Source organism: Ewingella sp. AOP8-B2-18 (genome assembly GCF_052376015.1).
Taxonomy (GTDB): Bacteria; Pseudomonadota; Gammaproteobacteria; order Enterobacterales; family Enterobacteriaceae; genus Ewingella; species Ewingella allii.
Map to the genome: position 1 here is coordinate 265,485 of NZ_JBQSVB010000006.1, position 25,131 is coordinate 290,615.

Genomic DNA, 25,131 nt, shown 5'->3' on the forward strand with positions numbered 1-25,131 from the left:
GAGAAGATTATGAGCCTGACTTTACGCATGGCCGAAGACGTGATTGCCGCCGCGCGCCAATCAGTAAGTGACAACCGGTTCCCGCCAGTGTCCATTACCGTGCTCGACGCGGGCGCGCACCTGCTGGCTTTCAGCCGCATGGATGGCACTTTCCTCGCCACCATCGACGTGGCCCACGGCAAGGCGCGCACCTCGGTATTGTTCCGCAATGACAGCGCCAACGTCGGCGTTGACCTGCATCCTAATGGCGCGGCCTACTCGCTGGAAAACACCAACGGCGGGTTAGTTGGCATTGGCGGCGGCGTGCCGCTGCGCAACGCGGCGGGCGAGGTTATTGGCGCGGTTGGCATCTCCGGCGCGACCAAAGAAGAAGACCAGATCATCGCTGAATTTGCCGCCCGCGCGATTCTGTAAAACTTCACCCAGATTGGCAGATTTACCTGTCAGTCTGGGTTTCTCCTCCATACTGCGCAAAAAGTTAAAACATTGTTCAAACAGGCTGATGCTTTAAGCCCGCGAAGACTAGATTCCAGTTTGTTCACGCAGTCCAATGCTTTAACATAGCTGTCACTTATTTCTTGCATGGCTATACGGATATCCGATGCGTCATTTGGCTGCCATTCTCCCGATCATTACCCTGCTTGCTGCCTGTAGCAGCAAACCCACTCCGCCGCCTGACGGGCCGCGTAATCCGTTTTCTGGTGGCAACAGTACCGCCAGCACGCCGAGTTCCGCCCCCGGCGGCTTCCTGTTACAGCCTGAACACAGCGGGCAACTGCAAAACGGTGACTTTGCCTACGACGCGGGGATGAACGCTTTCGTGGATAAAATGGTCCGCGAGCACGGCTTTGATCGCCAACAGCTGCATGACGTATTGGCGCAGACCAAGCGCCTTGGGTTTGTGCTGCGCTTGATGGACCAGCAGGCCCCAACCGGCGGACCTCCGTCTGGCCCGAACGGCGCATGGTTGCGTTACCGCGCCAAGTTCATTACGCCGGATAACGTGCAAAATGGCGTGGCGTTCTGGAATCAATATCGCGATGCGCTGCAACGCGCCGAGCAGGTTTACGGCGTGCCGCCAGAGATTATTGTCGGAATTATCGGCGTGGAAACGCGCTGGGGCCGCGTGATGGGCAAAACCCGCATTATTGATGCGCTGGCGACGCTCTCCTTCGCCTATCCGCGTCGCGCCGAGTACTTCCAAAGTGAATTGGAAACCTTCCTGCTGATGTGTCGCCAAGAGCAGGACGACCCGCTAAGCCTGCGCGGTTCTTTCGCGGGCGCCATGGGCTACGGGCAGTTCATGCCTTCAGCCTTCAAAAACTACGCGGTTGATTTCGACGGCGACGGCCACGTCAACCTGTGGGACCCGATTGACGCTATCGGCAGCGTCGCCAACTACTTTAAAGGCCACGGCTGGACGCGCGGGGCACCTGTCGCCGTGCCTGCAACAGGGCAGGCGCCTCTGCTGGAAAATGGCTTTAACACCAAATATCCATTGTTCACCTTAAAAGCGGCTGGCCTTAGCCCACTCGGCTCACTGGCCAATTATCAGGAAGCCAGCTTGCTGCGTCTGGATATGGGGCAAAACTATCAGTATTGGTACGGCCTGCCGAACTTCTACACCATCACTCGCTACAACCACAGTACCCAGTATGCGATGGCGGTTTGGCAGCTCGGTGAAGCCGTGAGCAGGGCGCGCGCTGGTAACTAATTTACTTAACCTGTTTTAATTACTCCAAAGGGCCACTTCTCGTGGCCCTTTCCACTTGGTTGCCAGATCACCCAAAGGGGGCGTTTTGGCGATAATACCGCGCTTTGCAACGCTTTTACGGGCTTAACCATAGAATGTTTTCTCTTCTGAATGCATCTCGCAAAAAAGGTGACTAGGCTGATTTGTGCCGAAAAGAAGTGATAACATCGCCCCATATCTTTACCACCAGAAAGGATTTCCGATGAGCGAAAAACAGTTACATCAGCTGAGCGTGCTGGTGGGTAATAAATTGAAAGAAAAAGGATTATGGATAACCTGTGCTGAGTCGTGCACCGGCGGCTGGGTGGCGAAAGCTATCACCGATATTGCGGGCAGCTCCGCATGGTTTGACCGTGGCTTTATCACTTACAGCAATGCCTCAAAGCACGAGCTGCTGGGCGTCTCTGACGGGACACTCGAGGAGTTTGGCGCAGTCAGCGAAGAGGCGGTGCGCGAAATGGCCAAGGGCGCACTGCATGCGGCGGGCGCTAACTTAGCGTTATCCATCAGTGGCATTGCCGGTCCTGATGGCGGCACGGAGCAGAAACCGGTCGGCACCGTGTGGTTCGGATTTGCGAATAGTGAAGGGCGAATTTTCACTTCCAAACAACATTTCTCGGGCGACCGGGAATCCGTTCGCTTGCAAGCTGCTGTTTTTTCGCTACAAACAGCATTAGATGAGTTTCTTGAAAAATAGGCTTGATACTGTATGAGCATACAGTATAATTGCTGCCAATTACCTGTACATAAATTACATTCAGTGACGTCAGTGAAGTAATTCACTCCACGTCAGACGAAGGAGCAAAAATGGCTATTGATGAGAATAAGCAAAAAGCGTTAGCTGCAGCACTGGGCCAGATTGAAAAGCAATTCGGTAAAGGCTCCATCATGCGTCTCGGTGAAGATCGCTCTATGGACGTTGAAACGATCTCCACCGGCTCTTTGTCTTTGGATATCGCCTTGGGCGCTGGCGGATTGCCAATGGGCCGTATCGTTGAAATCTACGGGCCAGAATCTTCCGGTAAAACCACGCTGACTCTGCAAGTTATCGCAGCGGCGCAGCGCGAAGGTAAAACTTGTGCATTTATCGATGCCGAGCACGCCCTTGACCCGATTTACGCTAAAAAGCTTGGCGTCGATATCGACAATCTGCTGTGTTCACAGCCAGATACCGGTGAGCAAGCGTTGGAAATCTGTGATGCGCTGACTCGTTCTGGCGCGGTTGACGTGATCATCGTCGACTCCGTTGCAGCACTGACGCCAAAAGCTGAAATCGAAGGCGAAATTGGTGACTCTCACATGGGCCTTGCGGCACGTATGATGAGCCAGGCAATGCGTAAACTTGCGGGTAACCTGAAAAACGCCAACACCCTGCTGATCTTCATCAACCAGATCCGTATGAAAATTGGTGTGATGTTCGGTAACCCAGAAACCACTACCGGTGGTAACGCGCTGAAGTTCTACGCCTCTGTCCGTCTGGATATCCGTCGTATCGGCGCTATCAAAGAAGGTGACGTGGTTGTAGGTAGCGAAACGCGCGTTAAAGTGGTGAAGAACAAGATTGCTGCACCATTTAAGCAAGCTGAATTCCAGATCATGTACGGCGAAGGCATCAACATCAACGGCGAGCTGGTTGATCTTGGCGTTAAGCACAAGATGATTGAGAAAGCAGGCGCATGGTACAGCTACAACGGCGAAAAAATCGGTCAGGGTAAAGCTAACGCAAGTAACTTCCTGAAAGAAAACCCGAAAGTGGCTGCCGAGCTGGACAAAAAACTGCGTGACCTGCTGTTGAGCGGCACCGGTGAAATCAGCGCTACTGCTACCGTTGAAGACTTAGACGATAACGTAGAAACCAGCGAAGAGTTTTAATAGCGAAAGCTTTAATTAACGCTGGAACCTGAGCCTTCGGCTCAGGGGATATACGCGGTCGATAAAATGCCAGCCTGAGTTTCAGGCTGGCATTTTGCCAATATGAGGTACCCACTATGTCCGATGATAAAAAGGTCAATCTCGACGATTTACTGAATCAACATGGGGGCGATGAAGGTTCCTCTATGTTTAGCTCGCCACCCAAAGAGGGCGATGCAGCCAAAATTAACGCCTTAATCAGCCGTGCGATGCGTTTACTGTCGCAGCGCGACCATGGCGAAATGGAGCTGCGCAAAAAACTTCTTACCCCTCCCGTTGCTTTCAGCAAGCCAAGTTATTCAAAGCCCGCCAAACCTAAAGCACAAAAATCTAGCCTGTCGTTTTCTAAAGAGTGGCAGGAAGAAGAAATTCAGCAAAAAGCCGTGCGCTTGCCGCCAGAAGAGATTTCTCCCGAGCACGTGCAGTCCGTGATTGATTACTGCTACCAACATAACTGGCTGGATGACGCTAAATTTGCCGATCGCTATATCTCAGGCCGTAGCCGAAAAGGCTATGGCGCGCAGCGTATTCGTTCCGAATTGCAGCAAAAAGGTGTCGATAAAGAGCTTATTGCGACGGCCTTCGAAGAGAGCGACGTAGACTGGTGCGCTTTAGCCCGCGATATCGCAGTGCGGAAATTTGGCGAACCTTTGCCAACCGAATGGAAAGAAAAATCAAAAGTTCTGCGTTATATGCTCTACCGAGGCTTTTTTCAGGAAGAGATCCAGTCTATTTATCGCGATTTTGATGATTGACCGCATACGGGATTTTACTTCCCAGCGAAGAAATTTTATCTTATCCACACTTTTTGTTCGTGGGCCGTACAGTCTGCCGCTGAATTCAGCGCTTTCTTGCTTACGAACCGTTTCTTCAAGCCAGATTCCGGGACATTTATGAGCAAGAGCACCGCTGAGATCCGTCAAGCGTTTCTCGATTTCTTCCACAGTAAGGGACACAACATTGTTGCAAGCAGTTCGCTTGTCCCGAATAACGACCCGACACTGCTGTTTACTAACGCAGGGATGAACCAATTTAAGGATGTTTTCCTCGGATTAGATAAGCGCGACTACAGTCGCGCTACGACTTCCCAGCGCTGCGTTCGCGCAGGCGGAAAGCACAATGATCTGGAAAACGTCGGTTACACCGCGCGCCACCACACCTTCTTTGAAATGCTGGGCAACTTCAGCTTCGGCGACTATTTCAAGCATGATGCCATTAGCTACGCCTGGGAATTACTGACCGGCGAAAACTGGTTCAATCTGCCAAAAGAGAAGCTGTGGGTCACAGTGTATGAAACTGATGACGAAGCCTTTGATATTTGGGAAAAACAGGTTGGTGTGCCTAAAGAGCGCATTATCCGCATCGGCGACAATAAAGGCGGCGCATTCGCTTCTGACAACTTCTGGCAGATGGGCGACACCGGTCCTTGCGGCCCATGTACTGAGATTTTCTACGATCACGGCGACCACATCTGGGGCGGCCCTCCGGGCAGCGCTGAAGAAGACGGCGACCGTTATATCGAAATCTGGAATATCGTTTTCATGCAGTTCAACCGTCAGTCAGACGGCACCATGCTGCCGCTGCCTAAGCCGTCGGTTGATACCGGTATGGGCCTGGAGCGTATCACTGCGGTCATGCAACATGTGAACTCCAACTACGATATCGATCTGTTCCAGAAACTGATTGCTGCCGTGGCGCAGGTTACGGGTGCAACTGACCTGAACAACAAGTCACTGCGCGTTATCGCTGACCACATCCGTTCTTGTGCATTCCTGATCTCCGATGGTGTTATCCCGTCGAATGAAAACCGCGGCTACGTGCTGCGCCGCATCATTCGTCGTGCTATCCGTCACGGCAACATGCTGGGCGCGAAAGACACCTTCTTCTATAAGCTGGTTGCGCCACTGATTGAAGTCATGGGCCCGGCAGCAGAAGAGTTAAAGCAACAGCAGGCGATGGTTGAGCAACTGCTGAAAACCGAAGAAGAGCAGTTTGCCCGTACTCTGGAGCGCGGTTTGGCGCTGCTGGATGAAGAGCTTTCCTCTTTGAAAGGCGACACGCTGGATGGCGAAATCGCTTTCCGTCTGTATGACACCTTCGGTTTCCCGTTGGACTTGACCGCTGACGTTTGCCGCGAAAGAAATCTGAAAGTTGACGAAGCTGGCTTCGAGAAAGCGATGGACGTTCAGCGCCGTCGTGCGCGCGAATCTAGCGGCTTCAGCGCAGATTACAACAGCATGGTACGCGTTGATGGCGTGACTCATTTCTCGGGTTATGAGCATGCAGAGCGCCATTCAAAAGTGGTTGCTCTGTTTGTTGATGGCCAGCCAGTGGAAGAGATTCAGGCCGGGGTTAACGCTATCGTTATCCTTGATGACACGCCATTCTACGGCGAGTCAGGCGGTCAGGTGGGTGATAAGGGCGAGCTGAAAACGGCCTCCGGCATCTTCACCGTTTCCGACACCCAGAAATATGGCAAAGCCATTGGTCATCAAGGCTCGCTGAATGCAGGCAAACTGAGCGTGGGTGACAGCGTTGAAGCTGAAATCGACGCTGCTCGCCGCGACCGTATCCGCCTGAACCACTCGGCGACCCACTTACTGCACGCCGCGTTGCGTCAGGTACTGGGCAAGCATGTGGCGCAGAAAGGCTCGCTGGTTAACGATAACTACCTGCGTTTTGACTTCTCCCACTTCGAAGCCATGAAACCGGAAGAAATTCGTCAGGTTGAAGACTTGGTGAATGCGCAGATTCGTCGCAACTTGCCGGTTGAAACCAAAATCATGGCGCTGGATGATGCCAAAGAGCAGGGCGCAATGGCGCTGTTCGGCGAGAAATACGAGGACAATGTTCGCGTACTTTCTATGGGCGACTTCTCCACTGAGCTGTGCGGCGGCACCCATGCTAGCCGTACCGGCGACATCGGCCTGTTCCGTATTCAAAGCGAATCGGGCACTGCCGCAGGTATCCGTCGTATCGAAGGCATCACCGGCGAAAACGCTATTGCATCACTTCACCAACAGAGTGATTTGTTGCAAGACGTCGCGCATCTGGTGAAGGGCGATGTAAACAGCGTCTCAGAGAAGATTCGTACTTTGATCGAGCGTTCGCGCCAGCTGGAGAAAGAACTTCAGCAGGTGAAAGGCCAACAGGCTGCGCAGGAAAGTGCTTCACTTTCTAGCCAGACCAAAGAAGTCAAAGGGGTTAAAGTCCTTGTCAGCCAACTGGATAATGTCGAGCCGAAAATGCTTCGCACCATGGTTGATGACCTGAAAAATCAGCTGGGCTCGGTGATTATCGTTCTGGCAACCATCGCTGACGATAAAGTCAGCCTGATTGCTGGTGTCACCAAAGACCTGACCGATCGCGTTAAAGCAGGCGAGTTGATTGCCTCTATTGCGCAGCAGGTAGGGGGTAAAGGTGGTGGCCGTCCTGATATGGCTCAGGCAGGTGGTAGCGATGTTCAGGCACTTCCTGCAGCCCTTGCCAGTGTAGAAGCTTGGCTTGAAGCTAAGCTGTAATAAGAAATAAATCACTACACAAAGAAACGCCATAATGTATTGTGCACTATGGCGTTTTCGCTATCGCAGGTTGGGTAGGCCAGGCTAGAAAACCCACAATCGCCTCGTTTTCGGCTAAACTTAAAATATGCACGGCTGAGGTCGCAGGCTAGTTAAGTTTTATGTGGGGGTCATGGCTTACGTTTTACCCGTGGTTGATAGATAATGGCCGGGAAACTGAGAGACCCGACTCTTTTAATTCTTCAAGGAGCAAAGAATGCTTATTTTGACTCGCCGAGTTGGTGAAACCCTCATGATTGGCGATGAGGTAACTGTTACCGTGTTAGGCGTAAAAGGTAACCAGGTGCGTATTGGTGTTAACGCGCCAAAAGAGGTCTCTGTGCATCGTGAAGAGATTTATCAGCGCATTCAGGCTGAGAAGTCTCAACAAACGAGTTACTGATTTACCAGGCGTCTCGCCGATGGCGAGGCGCTGACCTTCTTATTTCGCGTTTAAGCGTTATCCCTTCCTGTTTTCCCCTGTTTTATTCTCTGTTTTTTCCCTTGCTTCAGCGACGCCGTAAACAGTTATCTCTAGAAAATATCCGGTGTTTTTGCCAATAAGAGGCTCTTTTTGCCTTGAAACTGTGCAGGTTGCGCGTGAATTGTTCAAACGAACGAATGTTAGAAAAAAAGGGTTTGACTTATAAGCCCGTGAAAGTAATATGTGCGCCACGCAGTGCCGATGAGCTTAAACAAAGTTAGTCAGCACAACTCGAAAGAGGCGTATGGTGAGGTGGCCGAGAGGCTGAAGGCGCTCCCCTGCTAAGGGAGTATGCGGTCAAAAGCTGCATCCGGGGTTCGAATCCCCGCCTCACCGCCATTTAAAATGCACCCATAGCTCAGCTGGATAGAGTACTCGGCTACGAACCGAGCGGTCGGAAGTTCGAATCTTCCTGGGTGCACCATACTTTCCAAAGCGTATGTTGATTTGCAATCAAATGAGCGTGATGGGCAGAAGCGAAAGCCACTGTAGTACGGAAAAATGGTCAGGTAAAATCTGCAGTAAGAATCAAAATGCACCCATAGCTCAGCTGGATAGAGTACTCGGCTACGAACCGAGCGGTCGGAAGTTCGAATCTTCCTGGGTGCACCATATTTTGTGTGTGTTGAAGCGATTGTGAACATCATATATTGCACTCAGCAGACAGATTGCACGAAGGAAGATAACGTTGCTTTAGCAACGGCCCGTAGGGCGAGGCGATAGCCGAGTAATCTTCCTGGGTGCACCATTCTTTCTTTGTATTTTCCCAGATAAAAACTCAGCACTACCCCAATGCACCCATAGCTCAGCTGGATAGAGTACTCGGCTACGAACCGAGCGGTCGGAAGTTCGAATCTTCCTGGGTGCACCATATTCCACGCTAGTCGCAGCAACCACGGTATTACCATGGCAGGCATGCTGGCAGCGAGCACGAAGGAAGATAACGTTGCTTCAGCAACGGCCCGCAGAGCGAGGCGCTAGCCGAGTAATCTTCCTGGGTGCACCATATTAGAGAAACCTGCTTCGGCAGGTTTTTTGCTTTTTGGACTCTTTCCTCCCTACTGCCGTTACCCCACTGATATTGCGGCTTTTCAATTGTGTACCCTTCCTGACAAAAAGCGACAATCAATAGACTTTGCGCTAAAGTAGTTTCCTGTTTTTATCGCGAGCAGGAGTACAAGATGTACGATCTCTACGAGGGTTTGATCTTTGATATGGATGGAACCATATTGGATACAGAACCTACGCACCGTCAGGCTTGGCATCAGGTATTGTCGAAATACGCCATGCGTTATGACTTCGAGCAGATGATTGCTCTGAATGGCTCTCCGACGTGGCGAATCGCGAAATTCATCATTGATGACAATCAGGTCGATATGGATCCACATCACTTAGCTGCCGAGAAAACCGTAGCAGTGCGAGAGATGTTGCTCGATACCGTCCAGCCTCTGCCTCTGATCGAGGTGGTGAAGTCTTATCATGGCCGACGCCCTATGGCGGTAGGAACCGGCAGTGAGCACGACATGGCGGACGCTCTCCTGCGCCACCTTGGCCTGCGGCACTGCTTTGATGCCATCGTCGGTGCTAACGATGTTCAGAACCATAAGCCTGCCCCAGACACCTTCTTGTTGTGTGCCCAATTGATTGGCGTGCCGCCAGAGAAGTGTGTGGTGTTCGAAGATGCAGATTTTGGCATTGAGGCGGCGAAACGCGCCAATATGGCCGTTGTGGATGTCCGCAAACTTTGAGCAGTACGCTGGCACTGATTTCGTTATTCAGTAGCAGCTTTCTCAGCGCAACGCTGTTGCCGGGGAACTCAGAGATTTTGTTAGTTGGCCTGCTGACAGCAGGCAGTGCGTCACCACTTTTATTAGTGCTCGCTGCATCTTTTGGCAATACCTTAGGGGGTATTACCAATATCATAATCGGCCGATTACTGCCTAAGCTTAAACCTCAGCGAGGTTTAGACACTGCGCTGGGTTGGTTGAACCGTTTTGGCCCAGCCGCGCTGCTGCTCAGTTGGTTGCCGGTGGTGGGCGATGTTTTATGTGTGTTAGCTGGCTGGTTGCGTATGCCTTGGGGATCCGTGGTGTTTTTCCTGTTGATAGGGAAAACAGTGCGTTATGTGGTGTTAACTGCCATAACGTTACAGGGGCTCTCTTGGTGGAATTAGATTGAGATCGCTTATCATAATGGTTACATCTATGCAGATTCAGTATGCTTGCAAATTAATGTCTTCAAATAGCGGGAGGTCAATTTGATCCCGGATGTATCTCAGGCGCTTTCCTGGTTGGAAGCCCATCCTCACGCAGTAAAAGGAATTCGCCGCGGCGTTGAGCGCGAAACACTTCGCGTCAATGCCGATGGCTCGCTGGCGACCACTGGACACCCGGAATCTTTAGGCTCTGCGCTGAAGCATGATTGGATCACCACTGACTTCGCTGAATCTTTGCTGGAGTTCATTACTCCGGTTGATGGTGATATCGATCACCTGCTGACTTTCCTGCGCGACATTCATCGCCACGTGGCTCGTGAGCTGGGTGAAGAGAGAATGTGGCCATTCAGTATGCCTTGTTTCGTGGAAGCGGAGCAGGACATCGAGCTGGCGCAATATGGCTCCTCAAACATCGGCCGCTTGAAAACGCTCTATCGCGAAGGTTTGAAGAATCGTTATGGTGCCTTGATGCAGATTATTTCTGGCATCCACTATAATTTTTCTTTGCCGATTGAGTTCTGGCAGGCGCGTTTAGGCATTGCTGATGCTGAAAGCGGCAAAAACGAAATCTCTGCGGCCTATTTCAAGCTGATCCGTAACTACTATCGCTTTGGCTGGGTGATCCCTTATCTGTTTGGCGCTTCGCCGGCTATCTGCTCCTCGTTCATCAAAGGGCGTGAGACTGATTTGCCGTTTGAGTACACAGAATCAGGGATGTGCTATTTGCCATACGCCACCTCGCTGCGTTTGAGCGATTTAGGCTACACCAATAAGAACCAGAGCAATCTCGGTATTACCTTCAACGATCTTGAGACTTATGTACAAGGCGTTAAAAAGGCCATTCGTACGCCATCGGCTGAATATGCCGCTATGGGCGTGAAAAAGGATGGCAAATACCTGCAGCTCAATACCAATGTGTTACAGATTGAGAACGAGCTTTATGCTCCAATTCGCCCAAAACGCGTTACGCGCTCAGGGGAAACGCCTTCAGATGCTCTGATGCGCAGTGGGATTGAGTACATTGAGGTGCGTTCGCTGGACGTCAATCCATTCTCGCCGATCGGCATCGACGCCTCTCAGGCGCGTTTCCTCGATCTGTTTTTGATATGGTGTGCTTTGGCCGATGCGCCAGAGATGGACAGTGACGAGCTGCTTTGTACTCGTCAAAACTGGAATCGCGTCATTCTGGAAGGGCGCAAGCCGGGGCAAACTATTGGTATGGGTTGTCACGATGAGCGTAAACCGCTCGCCGAAGTAGGCAAGGCCCTGTTTGCTGACCTGCGTCGCGTGGCCGAAGTTTTGGATAGCCAGAATGGCAACCAAGAGTACCAGGACGTGTGCAGTGAATTGGTGGTAGGGTTTGATGACCCGGATCAGACTTACTCGGCGCGCATACTGCGCGAGATTAAGGTCGCTGGAAAAAGCAGTCTTGGTCTGGAGTGGGCGGATAAGTATCGCCAAATGCTGCTGCAGGAACCTTTAGAAATTCTGACACCTGAAGCGCTCGCGGCTGAATGTGCTGCATCTTGGCAGAGACAGCGTGACCTTGAGGCGAATGATAAACTAAGCTTTGAAGAGTATCTGGCTGCGTTAGCGGCTGGCTAAAAAAGAAAAGGCCACAATCAATGTGGCCAAACAAACATCTCTGTTTACAGGGATGATGATAACAAATGCGCGTCTTTCAAATAATCAGACCCGCATTATGGGAAAAGGTTTCCTGAGTTCGATAAAAAACATTTTTTTCTTTAGGAGAGGTGACGATATGCCACTGTTGGATAGCTTTACCGTAGACCATACCCGTATGGCAGCACCTGCCGTTCGCGTCGCGAAAACCATGAAAACTCCACACGGAGATACCATTACAGTATTCGACCTGCGCTTCTGCCGTCCGAATATCGAAGTGATGCCTGAGCGTGGTATCCACACACTGGAACACCTGTTCGCAGGCTTCATGCGTAACCATCTCAATGGTAACGGTGTTGAAATCATTGATATTTCACCAATGGGCTGCCGCACAGGGTTCTATATGAGCCTGATTGGCGTACCGAGTGAGCAGTTGGTTGCTGATTCATGGAAAGCCGCGATGAAAGATGTGCTGAAAGTCACCGATCAGCGCAAAATCCCTGAGCTGAACGAGTATCAGTGCGGGACTTACGAGATGCATTCTCTGAAAGAAGCGCAAGAAATTGCTCAGCACATTGTGGACAGTGAAGTGGGTGTTAACCACAACGATGATCTGGCTTTGCCGAAAGAGAAGCTGACTGAACTCCACATCTAGTTTGGTGTAGAACTTCAGAGCACAAAAAAAAGACGCGATTTCGCGTCTTTTTCTTTGCAGCTGATTCAACGATTTAGTGCCGATTCACCGAGGTTTGCAGTGACTGCATCGGTCGCACCTGAACTTGTTTAATCATATTGTCCTGCACCGCCAGAATCTCCACCTCGTAATTCTCAATGCGTAGGTGAGCGCCCACTTTCGGAATTTCTTCCAGCACTTCAAGCAGCATTCCGTTCATGGTGCGCGGGCCATCTTCCGGCAATGTCCAGTTGAAGGCTTTATTCAATTCACGCACGTTGGCACTGCCTTCAATCACGACTGAGCCATCGCTCTGCGGCGTGACTTCTTCCGCGAGGGTAGGTGACATCGAGGTAGTAAAGTCGCCGACAATCTCTTCAAGGATGTCTTCCACCGTCACCAGGCCCTGAATATCGCCATATTCGTCGACCACGATGCCCACTTTCTTCTTGTTTCGCTGGAACTTCACTAACTGAATGTTGAGCGGCGTACCTTCTGGAATGAAGTAGATTTCATCTGCGGCGCGCAGTAGGTTCTCTTTGGTGAACTCTTTTTTCTCGGTCATCAGGCGATAGGCTTCGCGCAGGCGCAGCATGCCAATGGCATCATCCAGAGAGTTGCGATACAGCATGATGCGCCCGTGCGGGGAGTGCGTCAGCTGGCGAATGATTGACTTCCAGTCGTCATTGATGTCGATACCCACAATCTCATTGCGCGGCACCATGATGTCGTCCACGGTGACTTTTTCCAGATCCAGCACCGAAAGCAGCATGTCCTGATTGCGACGAGAAATTTGCGAGCGGGACTCATTCACGATGGTGCGCAGCTCTTCTTTACTCACCGCGTCACTGATCCCCACGTTGGTTTTTACCCCAAACATGCGCATCAGCAGGCGTGACAGGCTGTTGAGGATCCACACCAGCGGCATCATAATGGTTTGCAGCGGGCGCAGCAGCAGGCTGCTTGGGAAGGCGATACGCTCAGGATTCAGCGCGGCAAAAGTCTTCGGCAATACTTCGGCAAACAGCAGAACCACAAAGGTCAGAATACCGGTCGCAATCGCCACACCGGCGTCGCCATATAGGCGGATACCCACAATTGTTGCCAGTGCAGAAGCAAGGATATTGACCAGGTTGTTGCCGATAAGCACCAGGCTGATCAGTTGGTCCGGGCGCTTAAGAAGTTTTTCCACACGGCGGGCACCGCGATTGCCCTGCTTGGCAAGGTGGCGTAACCGATAGCGGTTGAGAGTCATCATGCCGGTCTCGGAGGCAGAAAAATAAGCCGAAACCACTACCATAATGATCAGCGTGATAATGAGGGTAGTTGTCGAGACGTGCTCCAACGGGAGATTCCTTCTTTATGAGATAGATGGCGATCAATCCGCCAATGTTTATTAGTGAGTCATGAACTGCTGAATCATGCGGCTGCCAAAATAGGCCAGCGTCAGCAATACTGCTCCTACCATGCTAAACCACACCACGCGACGACCGCGCCAACCTTCATGATAGTGCCCCCACAGCAAAACGATATAGACAAACCATGCGAGAATCGACAATACCGCCTTGTCGATATTTTCCCGGCTGAACAAATTGTCCATATAAAGCAGGCCGGTGCATAACGTCAGGGTCAGCAAAATCACCCCAACTTGGGTGATGTGGAACAGCTTACGCTCAATGGTCATCAGCGGCGGCATATCCGCGGTGAATGACAGCCGCTTGTTCTTCAGCTGATAGTCCAGCCACGCCAGTTGCAGGGCATAGAGCGCCGCAATAATTAAAGTGGCGTAAGAGAACAGGGCCAGGCCGATATGCACCAGCAGCCCTTTGCTCTCCTCCAAATGAGTAATGAATTCGCCCGGCAGGAAGGTCACAAAGGCCAGATTGATCAGCGCAAAGCTGTAAACAATGGGTAAAATAAACCAGCCACGGTTGCGCGAAGCGACGATGGTCATTACCGTACAGATGATCAGACTGATGACCGAGCCGATATTGACCAAGCTTAGGTTCTGACCCGTACTGACATCGAAGATGCGTTGCTGGAGCGCCACCGCGTGGCAAACCAGCGCGACGATCACCGAAATCAATGCTAAACGCCGATATGCACTTTTGTTCCTGATAATACTAGGAACGATCAGGGCAAGGCTGAGCAGATAGGCCAACATGGCGACAAGTGCAAAAACTGACATAGCGTTCGTTAGCATCAAAAATGAATGAGACTGACAGTATAACGTTACGCACGTCACGCTCCAACCTATCTGAGACGCCAAAGCAGAGATCGTCAACGCTTCGTGTTATAATCCCGCAATTGTGTCGCTAAGGCGGCCTGTCATTACGTTGAGCAAGAGACGATGTTTGAGAATTTAAGCGATCGATTGTCGCGCACACTGCGCAATATCAGCGGCCGTGGGCGGCTGACCGAAGAGAACATTAAAGAAACGCTGCGTGAAGTTCGCATGGCGCTGCTTGAGGCGGACGTTGCTCTGCCAGTGGTGCGCGACTTCATTAACCGGGTGAAAGAGAGCGCCGTTGGCCATGAAGTCAACAAGAGCCTCACGCCAGGGCAGGAATTCGTCAAGATCGTCCAGAAAGAGCTGGAAACAGCCATGGGCGAGGCTAACGCCGAGCTGAACCTCGCCGCGCAGCCGCCGGCCGTGGTGCTGATGGCGGGTCTGCAAGGTGCGGGTAAAACCACCAGTGTCGGTAAACTGGCGAAATTCCTTAAAGAGAAGAAAAAGAAAAAAGTGCTGGTTGTCTCTGCCGACGTTTACCGTCCGGCGGCGATCAAGCAGTTGGAAACGCTGGCTGAACAAGTCGGTGTGGATTTCTTTGCGTCTGATGCGCAAGAGAAGCCGGTTGATATCGTTAACCGCGCGCTGCAGCAAGCTAAACTCAAATTCTATGATGTCCTGATTGTCGATACCGCCGGCCGTTTACACGTCGACGAAGCGATGATGGAAGAGATTAAACAGGTTCACGCCGCTATTAAGCCGGTTGAAACCCTGTTTGTGGTCGACGCCATGACCGGTCAGGATGCGGCGAACACCGCCAAAGCCTTTAACGAAGCTCTGCCATTAACCGGCGTGATCCTGACGAAAGTCGATGGTGATGCCCGTGGCGGTGCCGCGCTGTCTATTCGCCACATCACCGGCAAGCCGATTAAATTCCTCGGTATGGGTGAGAAAACCGACGCGCTCGAGCCTTTCCACCCGGATCGCGTGGCTTCCCGCATTCTGGGAATGGGCGACGTTCTGTCGCTTATCGAAGATATTGAGAGCAAAGTTGACCGCGCGCAGGCTGAGAAGCTGGCGAGCAAGCTGAAGAAGGGTGACGGCTTCGATTTGACCGACTTCCTCGATCAACTCAAGCAAATGCGCAACATGGGCGGCATGGCCAACATGATGAGCAAACTGCCGGGCGTGGGTCAGCTGCCGGACAACGTGAAGTCACAGATGGACGATAAAGTGCTGGTTCGCATGGAGGCCATCATCAACTCGATGACGTTGAAAGAGCGCGCCAAGCCTGAAATTATCAAAGGTTCCCGTAAGCGCCGTATCGCGCTGGGTTCCGGTATGCAGGTTCAAGACGTAAACCGCTTACTCAAACAATTCGACGACATGCAACGCATGATGAAGAAGATGAAGAAAGGCGGCATGGCCAAAATGATGCGTGGCATGAAGGGTATGATGCCACCGGGTTTCCCAGGCCGTTAATCAACATAACTGGCTAGCTTTTTAGCCAGTTACCTCACTCAAGCAAATAGCGTCGGGGTTAATCTACGCTTTCGATTGCTTTTTGCGCCAAAATGAGTAAAATTTTCGGGCTTTTTATATTGCAACCAGACCCCGTTCCCCGATGGGGTCTGGTTGTTCTATTAACTAAAGAGGATGTTATGGTAACAATTCGTTTAGCACGTGGCGGCGCAAAAAAGCGTCCGTTTTATCAAGTAGTAGTGACCGACAGCCGCAACGCTCGTGATGGTCGTTTCATCGAGCGCGTAGGTTTCTTCAACCCATTGGCTTCTGGCCAGGCTGAAGCACTGCGTCTGGACCTGGATCGTATTGCCCACTGGCAAGAACTGGGTGCAACCGTTTCTGATCGCGTTCACGCGCTGATCAAAGACGCTAAGAAAGCGGCTTAATCTGTCGCGGTGGTAACAATGAGCAAACAACTCAATCCAGTGACGCCCGCTGAGCCGATAGTTCTCGGCAAAATGGGGTCAACGTACGGCATTCGCGGTTGGCTCAGAGTGTTTTCATCCACCGAAGACGCCGAAAGCATCTTCGAATACCAACCGTGGTTTATCCAACGGGGTGGTCAGTGGCAAGTTATCGAGCTGGAAGGCTGGAAACGCCACACTCAGGATCTGATTATCAAAGTCAAAGGCGTTGATGATCGCGATGCCGCGAATCTTCTGACTAATTGCGAAATTATCGTCGATTCAAAGCAACTTCCACCACTGGAAGAGGGTGACTATTACTGGAAAGACCTTTTTGGTTGCCAGGTAGTGACAACTTCCGGTTACGAGCTGGGCAAAGTCATCGATATGATGGAAACCGGTTCTAACGATGTGATGGTTGTAAAAGCAAACCTGAAGGATGCATTCGGAATCAAGGAGCGGTTGATTCCGTTCCTCGATGGGCAGGTTATCAAGAAAGTCGATCTCACTACTCAAAGTATTGAAGTAGATTGGGATCCTGGTTTTTGACCTCCGTAGCTTTTACTGACGTATTTTGTACCGAAGTAGCTAAAGGCAGGTTGGGTGGACAATCGTTTGAAGGGAGTGGGCTATGTGGATCGGTATAATTAGCCTGTTTCCTGAGATGTTCCGCGCAATTACCGATTACGGGGTAACTGGCCGGGCAGTAAAGAATGGCCTGTTGAGCGTAAATTGCTGGAGTCCTCGTGACTTCGCATACGATCGACATCGTACCGTGGATGAGCGGCCTTACGGCGGCGGTCCCGGAATGCTGATGATGGTGCAACCCTTGCGGGAAGCGATCCACGCAGCTAAAGCGGCGGCAGGCGAAGGTGTGAAAGTGATTTATCTTTCACCTCAGGGTCGCAAACTGGATCAAACCGGTGTTTGCGAACTGGCGGCCCACCAGAAAATTATTCTGGTTTGTGGTCGTTATGAAGGGATTGATGAGCGCGTGATCAAAACCGAAATTGACGAAGAATGGTCAATTGGCGATTACGTTCTTAGTGGTGGAGAAATACCGGCAATGACGCTGATTGATTCAGTCTCCCGCTTTATACCGGGCGTCTTGGGTCGTCAGGCCTCAGCAGAGGAAGATTCTTTTGCGGATGGTTTGCTGGATTGCCCTCACTACACCCGCCCTGAAGTGTTAGAAGGTATGGAGGTACCGCCAGTTCTGCTGTCGGGAAATCATGCTGATATACGTCGCTGGCGCCTGAAACAGTCGCTGGGTCGAACCTGGCTTAGAAGACCTGAACTTCTAGAAAACCTAGCTCTGACTGACGAGCAAGAGGTGTTGCTGAGAGAGTTCCAAAAGGAACATCGACTCAGTCAACAAGACTATGAAGGGAACGCTCAAGCTTAGCGCTGAGCCCTCCCGATATATCAGTTTACCTAGGGTAAGAGACATATTATGAGCAATATCATTAAACAAATCGAACAAGAGCAGATGAAGCAAGACGTACCTTCATTCCGTCCGGGTGATTCCGTGGAAGTTAAGGTATGGGTCGTTGAAGGTTCTAAAAAGCGTCTGCAGGCATTCGAGGGCGTGGTTATCGCTATCCGTAACCGCGGTCTGCACTCTGCATTCACTGTTCGCAAAATTTCTAACGGCGAAGGTGTTGAGCGTGTATTCCAAACTCACTCCCCAGTAATCGACAGCATTGCTGTTAAACGTCGTGGTGCCGTTCGTAAAGCTAAACTGTACTACCTGCGTGAGCGTACTGGTAAGTCAGCTCGTATCAAAGAGCGTCTTAACTAAGGTATCGCTAACGCGACATCTAATAGTTAATATAGAACAAGGGGTTAGCCATAGGCTAACCCCTTTTTTTGTGCTCAGTGACTACAAATTGGCTACACAAAAAAGCCTGCGGGGTAGCAGGCAAAGGGAGGAGCAAAAAATAGAGGGTGTTGTCGATACTGAAGAAGCTTAGACTGCGCGCATTCCAGCTTGCAAATTCGCACCCGGCTTGGAAATAACCCGAGCCACGGATTCGTGAGTCGCAAAGGTGCAGCTGCATTCAATATTCTGGCACTGATGATAACGTTCTTTCGTAGATTCACTGAGATAGCGGCTCGAGCGGGTATGAGCGACTTTTCCGCAAAGTGGGCAATGCATCATAAAAACCTCCAGCGTTTGGGTAAGCGTTGGAGTGATTATGAAACATGAATCTCGCAAAAGCAAGTTTATATTATATTGAAGTTGCTTGGTAAGTAATATCCTCTACATATACCTTCAATTTCAAGGTGGTGACGAACCCCTGTCCAGCAACATCATGAACCACGGAATCGATGATCCAGCGCTGCTGGTCAATCACGTCTTTAAAACCACTGACAGTCACGGGAGTTTGCGCGAACAGGTCAGCCCTGCCTAAGGCCAAAGTTATGTCGAAGGTGGCAGCGTCATATTGGATCTGCTTAAAAATCGCATCAGCCGCGCGAGTAGCAGACTCCTCATCGGGATAAATTTTATTCAGCTCCAGTACTTTCTTATTGGAGCCAGAGATGTAACTCTCCTCCTTGGCGCTTCCCGCAGCACTTGGCGATGCCGGTGTTTTAGCATTAGGATGCGACACCTTAGCACTGCTATTTGCCTTCTCGGTTCGCTGCACGCCGACCTTATTGGATTGCCCCTTTTTCACATCATGCCATTTGGCTTTTACGCCGCTGTAGGCCAGCACGTCGGATAATTTAAATGAATGCGTGTCACCGTCCGAACGTTCAATTGTCATCCATGGGATAGCTTTACCCGAACCCGTGATGCCATACCCCGGCTTGATAAAGATAATTTGGCCGTACTTTACCGTAGCCTGAGCGCCATACATTTGCGCCAGCCGCATAAGGAAGAAGGCATCGGTTTCGCCAGTCTGGTCAATATGGGCAATCTTTATCGCCGCCATTTCCGGCAATAAGTTTGCCGGAGGCAGCTTATTACGGCGAGATATCAGATTAACGATCGCACCCAGAGTGGTGTCATCGTAAGAATAACTTCCCTGAGTGTTCATTGATTCACGCAAGTCGGCACTTCTTGCAGTGACGTCGAGAGTGTCCGGTGCTCCTTTGTGTATCACGGTATCTACCACAAAACGGCCACAGCCAATCAGGTTTTGACCCGCCCAGCCCAGACTTAGGCTCAAAACGGTGCCGCGCTCGGGCATTTGGAATGCGCCATCACTATCATCAAAAGTGATATTTAGCATATCAGCGGCAAAACCGCTGTTGTCGGTCATTTGCAATGACATCACGCGCTCGCTGACGTTTCTTTCTAAAGCTTTATCTTCTACGCTCAGCATAAAGTCAGGCATGATTTTCGCCCCAGCGGGCAATTGTAGTTGGGTTATCATAGGCTTACTCCATTAGGAAAGAGTTGTTTTACGGTGTTACTCGCCTTGTTATACAACCCCTTTGCCTGCTCCTGTAGATCACCGAACATGGCCGCATAGGACTCATCGACGCGTTTAAGCGTCAGTTCAAAGCTGATATTACGCGCCCGGCCATCGGTGTTTAGCTGTGAGTTGGTGTGATTAAAGCTTTGAACCACAAACATGCCATAGATGGTGCCGCTACCTTCAATTAGCGGCCAAGCTCGCCCCGAGTCCGCCATACTTTCAAACACTTGCAGGTAGGTCTGGCCTCCGGTGACTTCCGGCAAGAGCTGACCGGTGAGGGTGATAGTTTCGGTACCCAAGCCAAGGTATTGAGTGATCGGGCGTTGTCCAACGCGCTTATTTTCCACCCAGCCGTAGCCGACGTCTCTTTTCAAAGTCTGATAGGGTAAGGTTCTGAGTTTGAAGACAAATAAACCTAGCGTCATCATCATGAGTACATACCTCCATAGCCAAACTGGCCTAGCCGGTCGTTGGTTTTATTCCATTCGCGCTGATTGATGGCGTCGTTGAACCAACCAGTAAATTGGTCTTTATCAGCACCGTTAGTTGTGTTGTAACTTAAGTTAAATGTGGTGGAACGGTTGTCAGTTAATGAGTTTGAGGTATTCGTCTTCGCGGGTTGATACAGGTTGAGGGTACCGCCGCTAGGTGATGCGCTGTCGCCAAATAACGGTGCATTTGGCTCAGCAGAGGCACTGCCTGATGACTCCTTGTCATCGGACTTATTCCAACCAAATAATGAATCTATTCCCTTACGAACCCAATTAAACACTGTCCCCATCTGTGAGAAGGCCTCATTTAAATCTATAAACAGTTGTGCAATGGCAGCCCCCACTTTCTTGCCAACATCTCCTACGCCATTCAGTGTTTCTTGAGTAAATTCAATGGGCTTAAATAGGTCGGTTATCCAGCCCAAGGCGGCTTTGAAGGGGGTGAAAGCGTCACTGACCGGACCCATAGCGGCAGTAAAACCTTCAATAACACCGCCAACAAAGGCTTTGATCGGCTCCCATAGCTGCGCTACCACAATAGCGATACCGGCAATAATGGCGATAAGCGCCACGACCGGACCGCCAACTGCAGCAAAGGCTCCGGCCATAATGCCGCCCGCGCCGCTAAACACCGTCCCCAGCAACCCGGCACCCGCCATCAGCATATTTACGCCACTCAGCACCGGCGCGATAACGCCGCCTAAGAAGCCCAGCCCGCTAATCAAGCCGGTGACGCCTAAAGCCAGACCGAGCAGGGCGTTCACCATCTGTGGGTTATCGGTTATCCAGGTGTTGAGGGTGTTCAGCCAGCCGGTGGCGGTCTGGGTTAGCTGGCGCAATGCGTCGCTTTGGCCTGCAAACAGGTTGATGCGGATGGTGTCCCAGCTGGCGAACAACTTGGTGATATCGCCATCCAGATTGTCGCCTTTGACCGTGACGGCCATTTGCTCTGCTGGCGTTGCGCCGTTCAGCGCCACCGGAGTCTGAGCCAACACCTGATCGGCACTCATGCCGCCTTTAGCCAGCTCTTTTTGCTTCGCCACAACTTCGGAAGGCGCATGGCCAGAAGCCGCCATCGACAAACTCTGTTTGCGCAGCGCCGCCGTGCGCGAATCGCCATTATTCAGGTGCAGCATGGCTTGCACCTCAGACAGCCCTGCCTCTAAATCGGCGCCGGGCTTGAGCAGGCTTTTTGCCAACTCAAGTTTAGGTTGTGCGAAAGCCTTGGCTGAAGCACTCGCGTTTTTAAGTTGAGAAACACTCTGTTGGCGATTTTTATACTTTTGCCCAATCAGATTGCCTTTGAGCTCCAGCGATTGCTGACGACTGGCAGCCGTCGTCTGGATCTGATCTTGAACACGCAGTTTCTCCGCCGGAATATCATCGGTGTTAATCCCTTTGGCGCGCAGTGATTCAGTTTGCTTGCTGACCGATTTACTCAAAATCTCATGCTTTTTAAACTGTTTAGCGCTGATACTCCGGGCTTCTTGCAGAATCTGCTGCTGCACGGCAGAGTGGTTTTCAGGTGCAGACAGATGAATATCTGCCTCCAGTGAGACAACGCGAGCCTTAGCGCTGTCTAGCCGTTGGCGGCTCAGCTGCATTTTGTCCTGTGTCGACTCCAGCTTATTGATCGCTTTACTCTGCTGGTTGAACGAAATTAACTCCTTACTTGCCTCGCGAATGTCACTGGTGACCATGCTGAACAAGGTCATTGGAGGCGGGGTCCTAAGGCGCGCCCACACGTCGGCACTGGCCTGCGCTAATGACAACATTTCTTGCCTGATCCGCCCCAGCGTCTCGGGCATTTGCTCAAGATTACTCATCAGTTTTTACTCCGCTGCGTTGCAACGCCTTATATCGCCAGTTCATCAGTTCGGTTAGCGACATGCCGTCCATCTCGGACGGCGGCCAATGAAAAATCACCGCGATATCTGCCATGAGATCATCCACGGTCAGGCGGGGGGATATCTCTACCCGTCCTGTTTCGGCGATAAAAAACCGATCACCTTGCCTGCCAGCGCAATCAGGTCCGGCAACTCCAGGCGTGAGCACTCTTCTTTGGTCAGGTTCGGGTAGGTGATGCGGGGAAGAATGGTGATCAATGCGTCAACGTCGGCGTTCGCCAGCGCCGCCAGGCCGATACCGCGCAGGCTACCCGCATTGGGTTTGGTCACCTGAATTTCACTAATTTCTACGTCGCCGCGCTTTAGCGGGACATCAAGAATGACGGTGTTGTCGTGGTTTTCAACTGTGCTCATGAGATTTCCTCGATACGATATTGGAGACTAATGCAAAAGAAGCCGGCAATTGCTGCCGGCTAGAGAGCAGGGGGGATTACAGGCCGAGCGCCGAGCGATGCTCTGCCAGACGATCAACGCCGTTGACGATTTCAACCATGTTGACGGTGTCGACTTCAATCAGCTCTTTGCCATCAATGGTCAGCTTGAAGTAAGTACACTGGGTCGAAATCTTGGTTTCGGTGTCTTCGCCTTGCTTGTATTCGCCGAAGTCGAACTCTTTGTGGCGGCCGCGCATCACCACTTCGACTGCGGAGATATCGCCAGTGTCGTCACGCTGGAAGGAGCCAGCAAAGCGCAGCGGGATATCCGCCGTGCTGCCCCACTGCTGCAACACCAGTTCGTCCATGCCGCCGATGGTCCATTCCAGCGCCAGCGCGTCGTCGTCCAGGCCGAAGTCCACGGAGACCGAGCCGCTCATGCCGCCGCCACGGTAGTTTTCCAGCTTGCGAGTCAGTTTTGGCAGAGTCAGCGAGGAGACCACGCCGAGGTAGCTGTTCCCGTCATTGAACAGGTTCAGGTATTTCAGTTTCTTAGGGAGTGCCATGAGTCAAATTCTCCTTAGCTGTTCACGGAGGCGGCAAAGTTCACCAGATATTTATCGGTGATGCGTTGGCGCAGGGTCAGATCTTCAAGTGGTGGAACCGGCGTGTAGTCGTAATCGATGTACAGCTTGCCCGCTTTCAGCGTCTCAGGCGTGTTGGCCGATTCGTCATACCAGCAGTTGCCATCAATGATGTAACCCGCGGATTTCATCTCGCGCATTTTGGCTTTGATGCCGTCAATCATGTCGCGGATCAGGGACGGCGTGAGTGGCTTATCGACCGCCCACATGTGCGCTTCGGCCATGGTGTCAGCCAGAACTTGTGCTGTGCGGGTGTAGTTTTCAAAGGCGAAAAGTGGGTCGTCGCTACAGGTGCGGTTGCCCCAAAAACGGAAGCCATCTTTGCGTACCAGCGTGGTGACGCTGGCTTCGTTCAGCAGGTCTGCGTCGGTGCCGGTAGCTTGCAAGTCCCAGAACACGCTGGCGGACAGGCCGGTTACGCCGTTGACGCCGACGTTAGACAGGGTTTTATGCCAGCCAGTTTCCTGGTCGATTTTGGCACGGAGGCCCAGCGCCCGCGCTGAAGCATAGGCAATATCAGACTGGCTGGTTGTGGTGTTCCAGTTAACGAAATCAGGCCAGATCAGCATCAGCTCGCGCTGGCTGAAGTTCTCGCGGTACTTAATGGCGTCAGAAATGGTTTTCGCACCATAAACGCTGACATAGCCGAAAGCGCGCAGCTGTTGGCAAACTGCCGCCAGCGCCGTCGCAACGGCCTGGTTGTCATGCCCAGGTACGCCAAGAATGCGCGGCTTAACGCCCAGTTCGGCTTGTGCCGAAAGCAGGGCTTTCATGCCGGTGTAGCGACCGTTGGCATCAGAACCGCCGATGATGTTGGTGGTCGTCGCTGCCTCATCTTCGCCTTCAGCAACGCGCACAACCACCGTCACCGGCTTACATTGGTCGGCGATTGCCAGCAGTGCCGGGCCGAGCGTGCCGGTTTTACCCGCCTTGCCGCTGGCAGCCAGGACGTCGGTGATCAGCACCGGAGTGTTGAGTGGGAACAGGGTTTTGTCCGCGTCTTCGGCAGTACAAACCAAGCCGATAACAGCGGTTGAAACAGTGGAAATAACGCGTGTACCGTCGTTGATTTCAATAACACGTACGCCGTGGTGATAATCAGCCATCGGGTTGACTCTCTTTTTGTGGGTGGTGAAGCAAGGATGCCGACAAAGAGAGAAGCCTGCACTCGATGGCAGGCGTGGGGGGAATGGCACAACAGGGCGGGGGGCAAAAAGTAAAAAAATAGTGTTAATTGAGCTTTTACAGACTATTGGAGCCTTGCCCGTAGCGCCTGTTGCTCGGTAGCCGGAACATATTTGTAGAGTGTTTTTGGAGAGACATCCAGCGCGAGAGCAATTCGCTGCAAGCTTTCGCCATTAGCAAACAAGCGCTTCGCTTGCTCGACCACCGATTCAGTCATCAGGCGTTTGCGTCCGCCAATGCGACCTTGAGCGCGTGCTGCTGCCAGACCGGCCATTGTGCGCTCAACGATAAGCTCTCTTTCCATTTCGGCCAGCGCGCTCATGACGTGAAAAAAGAAGCGCCCCATGGCGGTGCCGGTGTCTATGCTGTCCGTCAGGCTTCGAAAATGAATGCCTTTAGTTTTCAGCTCTTCGACCAATGTAATGAGATGGCGAACGCTACGACCTAATCTATCCAATTTCCACACAACCAGCGTGTCGCCAGCGCGCATGTGCCGGATAGCTCTCTTCAAGCCCGGCCGTTCGGTGGATTTTCCGCTAATTTTGTCATCAAAAATCTGCTCGCAACCTGCACAGATTAACGCCTGACGCTGTAGATCGGTGTTTTGGTCATTTGTTGATACGCGAATGTAGCCAATTAGCATGCTGATTTCCCCAATTCAAAAGGGATAGTTTGCCACGCAGACTGGAGAGATTCTGTACGAAAGCGTCTGGAAGGTTTCTCGA

Annotated in this window: 27 protein-coding genes and 4 tRNA genes; 20 read left to right on the forward strand and 11 right to left on the reverse strand. The window is 51.8% G+C overall.

Annotation, left to right across the window (positions count from 1 at the left end):
* The first annotated feature begins 9 nt into the window (after positions 1-9).
* From ACT3RR_RS14325 to luxS, 15 genes are all read left to right on the forward strand, one after another.
* Positions 10-414, forward strand: coding sequence for a GlcG/HbpS family heme-binding protein (locus ACT3RR_RS14325; protein WP_353501075.1), 405 nt, complete (start codon positions 10-12; stop codon positions 412-414).
* A gap of 187 nt (positions 415-601) precedes the next feature.
* Positions 602-1,714 carry a lytic murein transglycosylase B gene (mltB, locus tag ACT3RR_RS14330; RefSeq protein WP_353501076.1) on the forward strand — a complete coding sequence of 371 codons (1,113 nt, stop codon included), beginning with the start codon at positions 602-604 and terminating at the stop codon, positions 1,712-1,714.
* A gap of 241 nt (positions 1,715-1,955) precedes the next feature.
* Positions 1,956-2,450 carry a nicotinamide-nucleotide amidase gene (pncC, locus tag ACT3RR_RS14335; RefSeq protein WP_154146491.1) on the forward strand — a complete coding sequence of 165 codons (495 nt, stop codon included), beginning with the start codon at positions 1,956-1,958 and terminating at the stop codon, positions 2,448-2,450.
* A 110-nt stretch (positions 2,451-2,560) separates the two neighbouring features.
* Positions 2,561-3,625, forward strand: coding sequence for a recombinase RecA (gene recA / locus ACT3RR_RS14340; RefSeq protein ID WP_034787594.1), 1,065 nt, complete (start codon positions 2,561-2,563; stop codon positions 3,623-3,625).
* 116 nt (positions 3,626-3,741) lie between these two features.
* Positions 3,742-4,419: a recombination regulator RecX gene (gene recX / locus ACT3RR_RS14345; protein ID WP_496200549.1), complete on the forward strand. Its 678-nt coding sequence runs from the start codon at positions 3,742-3,744 to the stop codon at positions 4,417-4,419.
* Between the two features lie 138 nt (positions 4,420-4,557).
* Positions 4,558-7,185, forward strand: coding sequence for an alanine--tRNA ligase (gene alaS / locus ACT3RR_RS14350; protein WP_496200550.1), 2,628 nt, complete (start codon positions 4,558-4,560; stop codon positions 7,183-7,185).
* Between the two features lie 256 nt (positions 7,186-7,441).
* Complete coding sequence (gene csrA, locus ACT3RR_RS14355; RefSeq protein WP_013574027.1) at positions 7,442-7,627, forward strand: carbon storage regulator CsrA; 186 nt, start codon at positions 7,442-7,444, stop codon at positions 7,625-7,627.
* Between the two features lie 327 nt (positions 7,628-7,954).
* A tRNA-Ser gene (locus ACT3RR_RS14360) sits at positions 7,955-8,047 on the forward strand.
* A gap of 8 nt (positions 8,048-8,055) precedes the next feature.
* Positions 8,056-8,132: transfer RNA gene (locus tag ACT3RR_RS14365), tRNA-Arg, on the forward strand.
* Between the two features lie 111 nt (positions 8,133-8,243).
* Positions 8,244-8,320: transfer RNA gene (locus ACT3RR_RS14370), tRNA-Arg, on the forward strand.
* Positions 8,321-8,502: 182 nt separating this feature from the next.
* Positions 8,503-8,579 (forward strand) — tRNA-Arg (locus ACT3RR_RS14375).
* A gap of 310 nt (positions 8,580-8,889) precedes the next feature.
* Entirely contained in the window at positions 8,890-9,456 is a 567-nt protein-coding gene (gene yqaB / locus ACT3RR_RS14380) for a fructose-1-phosphate/6-phosphogluconate phosphatase (protein WP_185688492.1), read from the forward strand.
* Positions 9,453-9,881 (forward strand): YqaA family protein, encoded by a 429-nt coding sequence (locus tag ACT3RR_RS14385; protein ID WP_496200551.1) that lies wholly within the window; start codon positions 9,453-9,455, stop codon positions 9,879-9,881. Before yqaB ends, ACT3RR_RS14385 begins: the two co-directional genes overlap by 4 nt.
* 84 nt (positions 9,882-9,965) lie before the next feature.
* The gene (gene gshA, locus ACT3RR_RS14390; protein ID WP_496200552.1) at positions 9,966-11,528 is read left to right on the forward strand and encodes a glutamate--cysteine ligase; all 1,563 of its coding nucleotides are present in this window, start codon (positions 9,966-9,968) and stop codon (positions 11,526-11,528) included.
* A 157-nt stretch (positions 11,529-11,685) separates the two neighbouring features.
* Positions 11,686-12,201: an S-ribosylhomocysteine lyase gene (gene luxS / locus ACT3RR_RS14395; RefSeq protein WP_353501080.1), complete on the forward strand. Its 516-nt coding sequence runs from the start codon at positions 11,686-11,688 to the stop codon at positions 12,199-12,201.
* Between the two features lie 73 nt (positions 12,202-12,274).
* Here luxS and ACT3RR_RS14400 read toward each other — a convergent pair whose 3' ends face one another.
* On the reverse strand, positions 12,275-13,564 hold the full coding sequence (locus tag ACT3RR_RS14400) for an HlyC/CorC family transporter (protein WP_496200553.1): 1,290 nt from the start codon (positions 13,562-13,564) through the stop codon (positions 12,275-12,277).
* A gap of 51 nt (positions 13,565-13,615) precedes the next feature.
* The gene (locus ACT3RR_RS14405) at positions 13,616-14,407 is read right to left on the reverse strand and encodes a cytochrome C assembly family protein (protein WP_353501082.1); all 792 of its coding nucleotides are present in this window, start codon (positions 14,405-14,407) and stop codon (positions 13,616-13,618) included.
* Between the two features lie 162 nt (positions 14,408-14,569).
* On the opposite strand from ACT3RR_RS14405, the gene ffh reads away from it, so the two are divergent.
* From ffh to rplS, 5 genes are all read left to right on the forward strand, one after another.
* The gene (gene ffh, locus ACT3RR_RS14410; RefSeq protein WP_353501083.1) at positions 14,570-15,931 is read left to right on the forward strand and encodes a signal recognition particle protein; all 1,362 of its coding nucleotides are present in this window, start codon (positions 14,570-14,572) and stop codon (positions 15,929-15,931) included.
* 179 nt (positions 15,932-16,110) lie between these two features.
* Positions 16,111-16,359: a 30S ribosomal protein S16 gene (rpsP, locus tag ACT3RR_RS14415; RefSeq protein WP_034787667.1), complete on the forward strand. Its 249-nt coding sequence runs from the start codon at positions 16,111-16,113 to the stop codon at positions 16,357-16,359.
* 18 nt (positions 16,360-16,377) lie between these two features.
* Positions 16,378-16,926, forward strand: coding sequence for a ribosome maturation factor RimM (gene rimM, locus ACT3RR_RS14420; RefSeq protein WP_034787669.1), 549 nt, complete (start codon positions 16,378-16,380; stop codon positions 16,924-16,926).
* 82 nt (positions 16,927-17,008) lie between these two features.
* Positions 17,009-17,782 (forward strand): tRNA (guanosine(37)-N1)-methyltransferase TrmD, encoded by a 774-nt coding sequence (gene trmD, locus ACT3RR_RS14425; protein WP_034787671.1) that lies wholly within the window; start codon positions 17,009-17,011, stop codon positions 17,780-17,782.
* A gap of 48 nt (positions 17,783-17,830) precedes the next feature.
* On the forward strand, positions 17,831-18,178 hold the full coding sequence (gene rplS, locus ACT3RR_RS14430) for a 50S ribosomal protein L19 (protein WP_003849035.1): 348 nt from the start codon (positions 17,831-17,833) through the stop codon (positions 18,176-18,178).
* Between the two features lie 168 nt (positions 18,179-18,346).
* On the opposite strand, the gene ACT3RR_RS14435 is transcribed toward rplS, so the two are convergent.
* The 9 genes from ACT3RR_RS14435 to ACT3RR_RS14475 all read right to left on the reverse strand — a co-directional run bounded on the left by ACT3RR_RS14435 (position 18,347) and on the right by ACT3RR_RS14475 (position 25,049).
* The gene (locus ACT3RR_RS14435) at positions 18,347-18,538 is read right to left on the reverse strand and encodes an ogr/Delta-like zinc finger family protein (RefSeq protein WP_486034130.1); all 192 of its coding nucleotides are present in this window, start codon (positions 18,536-18,538) and stop codon (positions 18,347-18,349) included.
* 70 nt (positions 18,539-18,608) lie between these two features.
* Complete coding sequence (locus ACT3RR_RS14440; protein WP_353501084.1) at positions 18,609-19,760, reverse strand: contractile injection system protein, VgrG/Pvc8 family; 1,152 nt, start codon at positions 19,758-19,760, stop codon at positions 18,609-18,611.
* Complete coding sequence (locus ACT3RR_RS14445) at positions 19,757-20,236, reverse strand: phage tail protein (protein ID WP_034787692.1); 480 nt, start codon at positions 20,234-20,236, stop codon at positions 19,757-19,759. Before ACT3RR_RS14445 ends, ACT3RR_RS14440 begins: the two co-directional genes overlap by 4 nt.
* Entirely contained in the window at positions 20,233-22,122 is a 1,890-nt protein-coding gene (locus ACT3RR_RS14450) for a phage tail tape measure protein (protein WP_496200554.1), read from the reverse strand. The genes ACT3RR_RS14445 and ACT3RR_RS14450 overlap by 4 nt, the downstream gene beginning before the upstream one ends.
* Entirely contained in the window at positions 22,115-22,237 is a 123-nt protein-coding gene (locus ACT3RR_RS14455) for a GpE family phage tail protein (RefSeq protein ID WP_034787693.1), read from the reverse strand. Before ACT3RR_RS14455 ends, ACT3RR_RS14450 begins: the two co-directional genes overlap by 8 nt.
* A gap of 32 nt (positions 22,238-22,269) precedes the next feature.
* Positions 22,270-22,557 (reverse strand): phage tail assembly protein, encoded by a 288-nt coding sequence (locus tag ACT3RR_RS14460; protein WP_353501086.1) that lies wholly within the window; start codon positions 22,555-22,557, stop codon positions 22,270-22,272.
* Between the two features lie 76 nt (positions 22,558-22,633).
* Positions 22,634-23,143, reverse strand: a complete 510-nt coding sequence (locus ACT3RR_RS14465) for a phage major tail tube protein (protein ID WP_034787699.1) — start codon at positions 23,141-23,143, stop codon at positions 22,634-22,636.
* A 14-nt stretch (positions 23,144-23,157) separates the two neighbouring features.
* Positions 23,158-24,327, reverse strand: a complete 1,170-nt coding sequence (locus tag ACT3RR_RS14470) for a phage tail sheath protein (protein WP_496200555.1) — start codon at positions 24,325-24,327, stop codon at positions 23,158-23,160.
* A gap of 143 nt (positions 24,328-24,470) precedes the next feature.
* Positions 24,471-25,049 carry a recombinase family protein gene (locus tag ACT3RR_RS14475; protein WP_496200556.1) on the reverse strand — a complete coding sequence of 193 codons (579 nt, stop codon included), beginning with the start codon at positions 25,047-25,049 and terminating at the stop codon, positions 24,471-24,473.
* Positions 25,050-25,131: the final 82 nt, after the last annotated feature.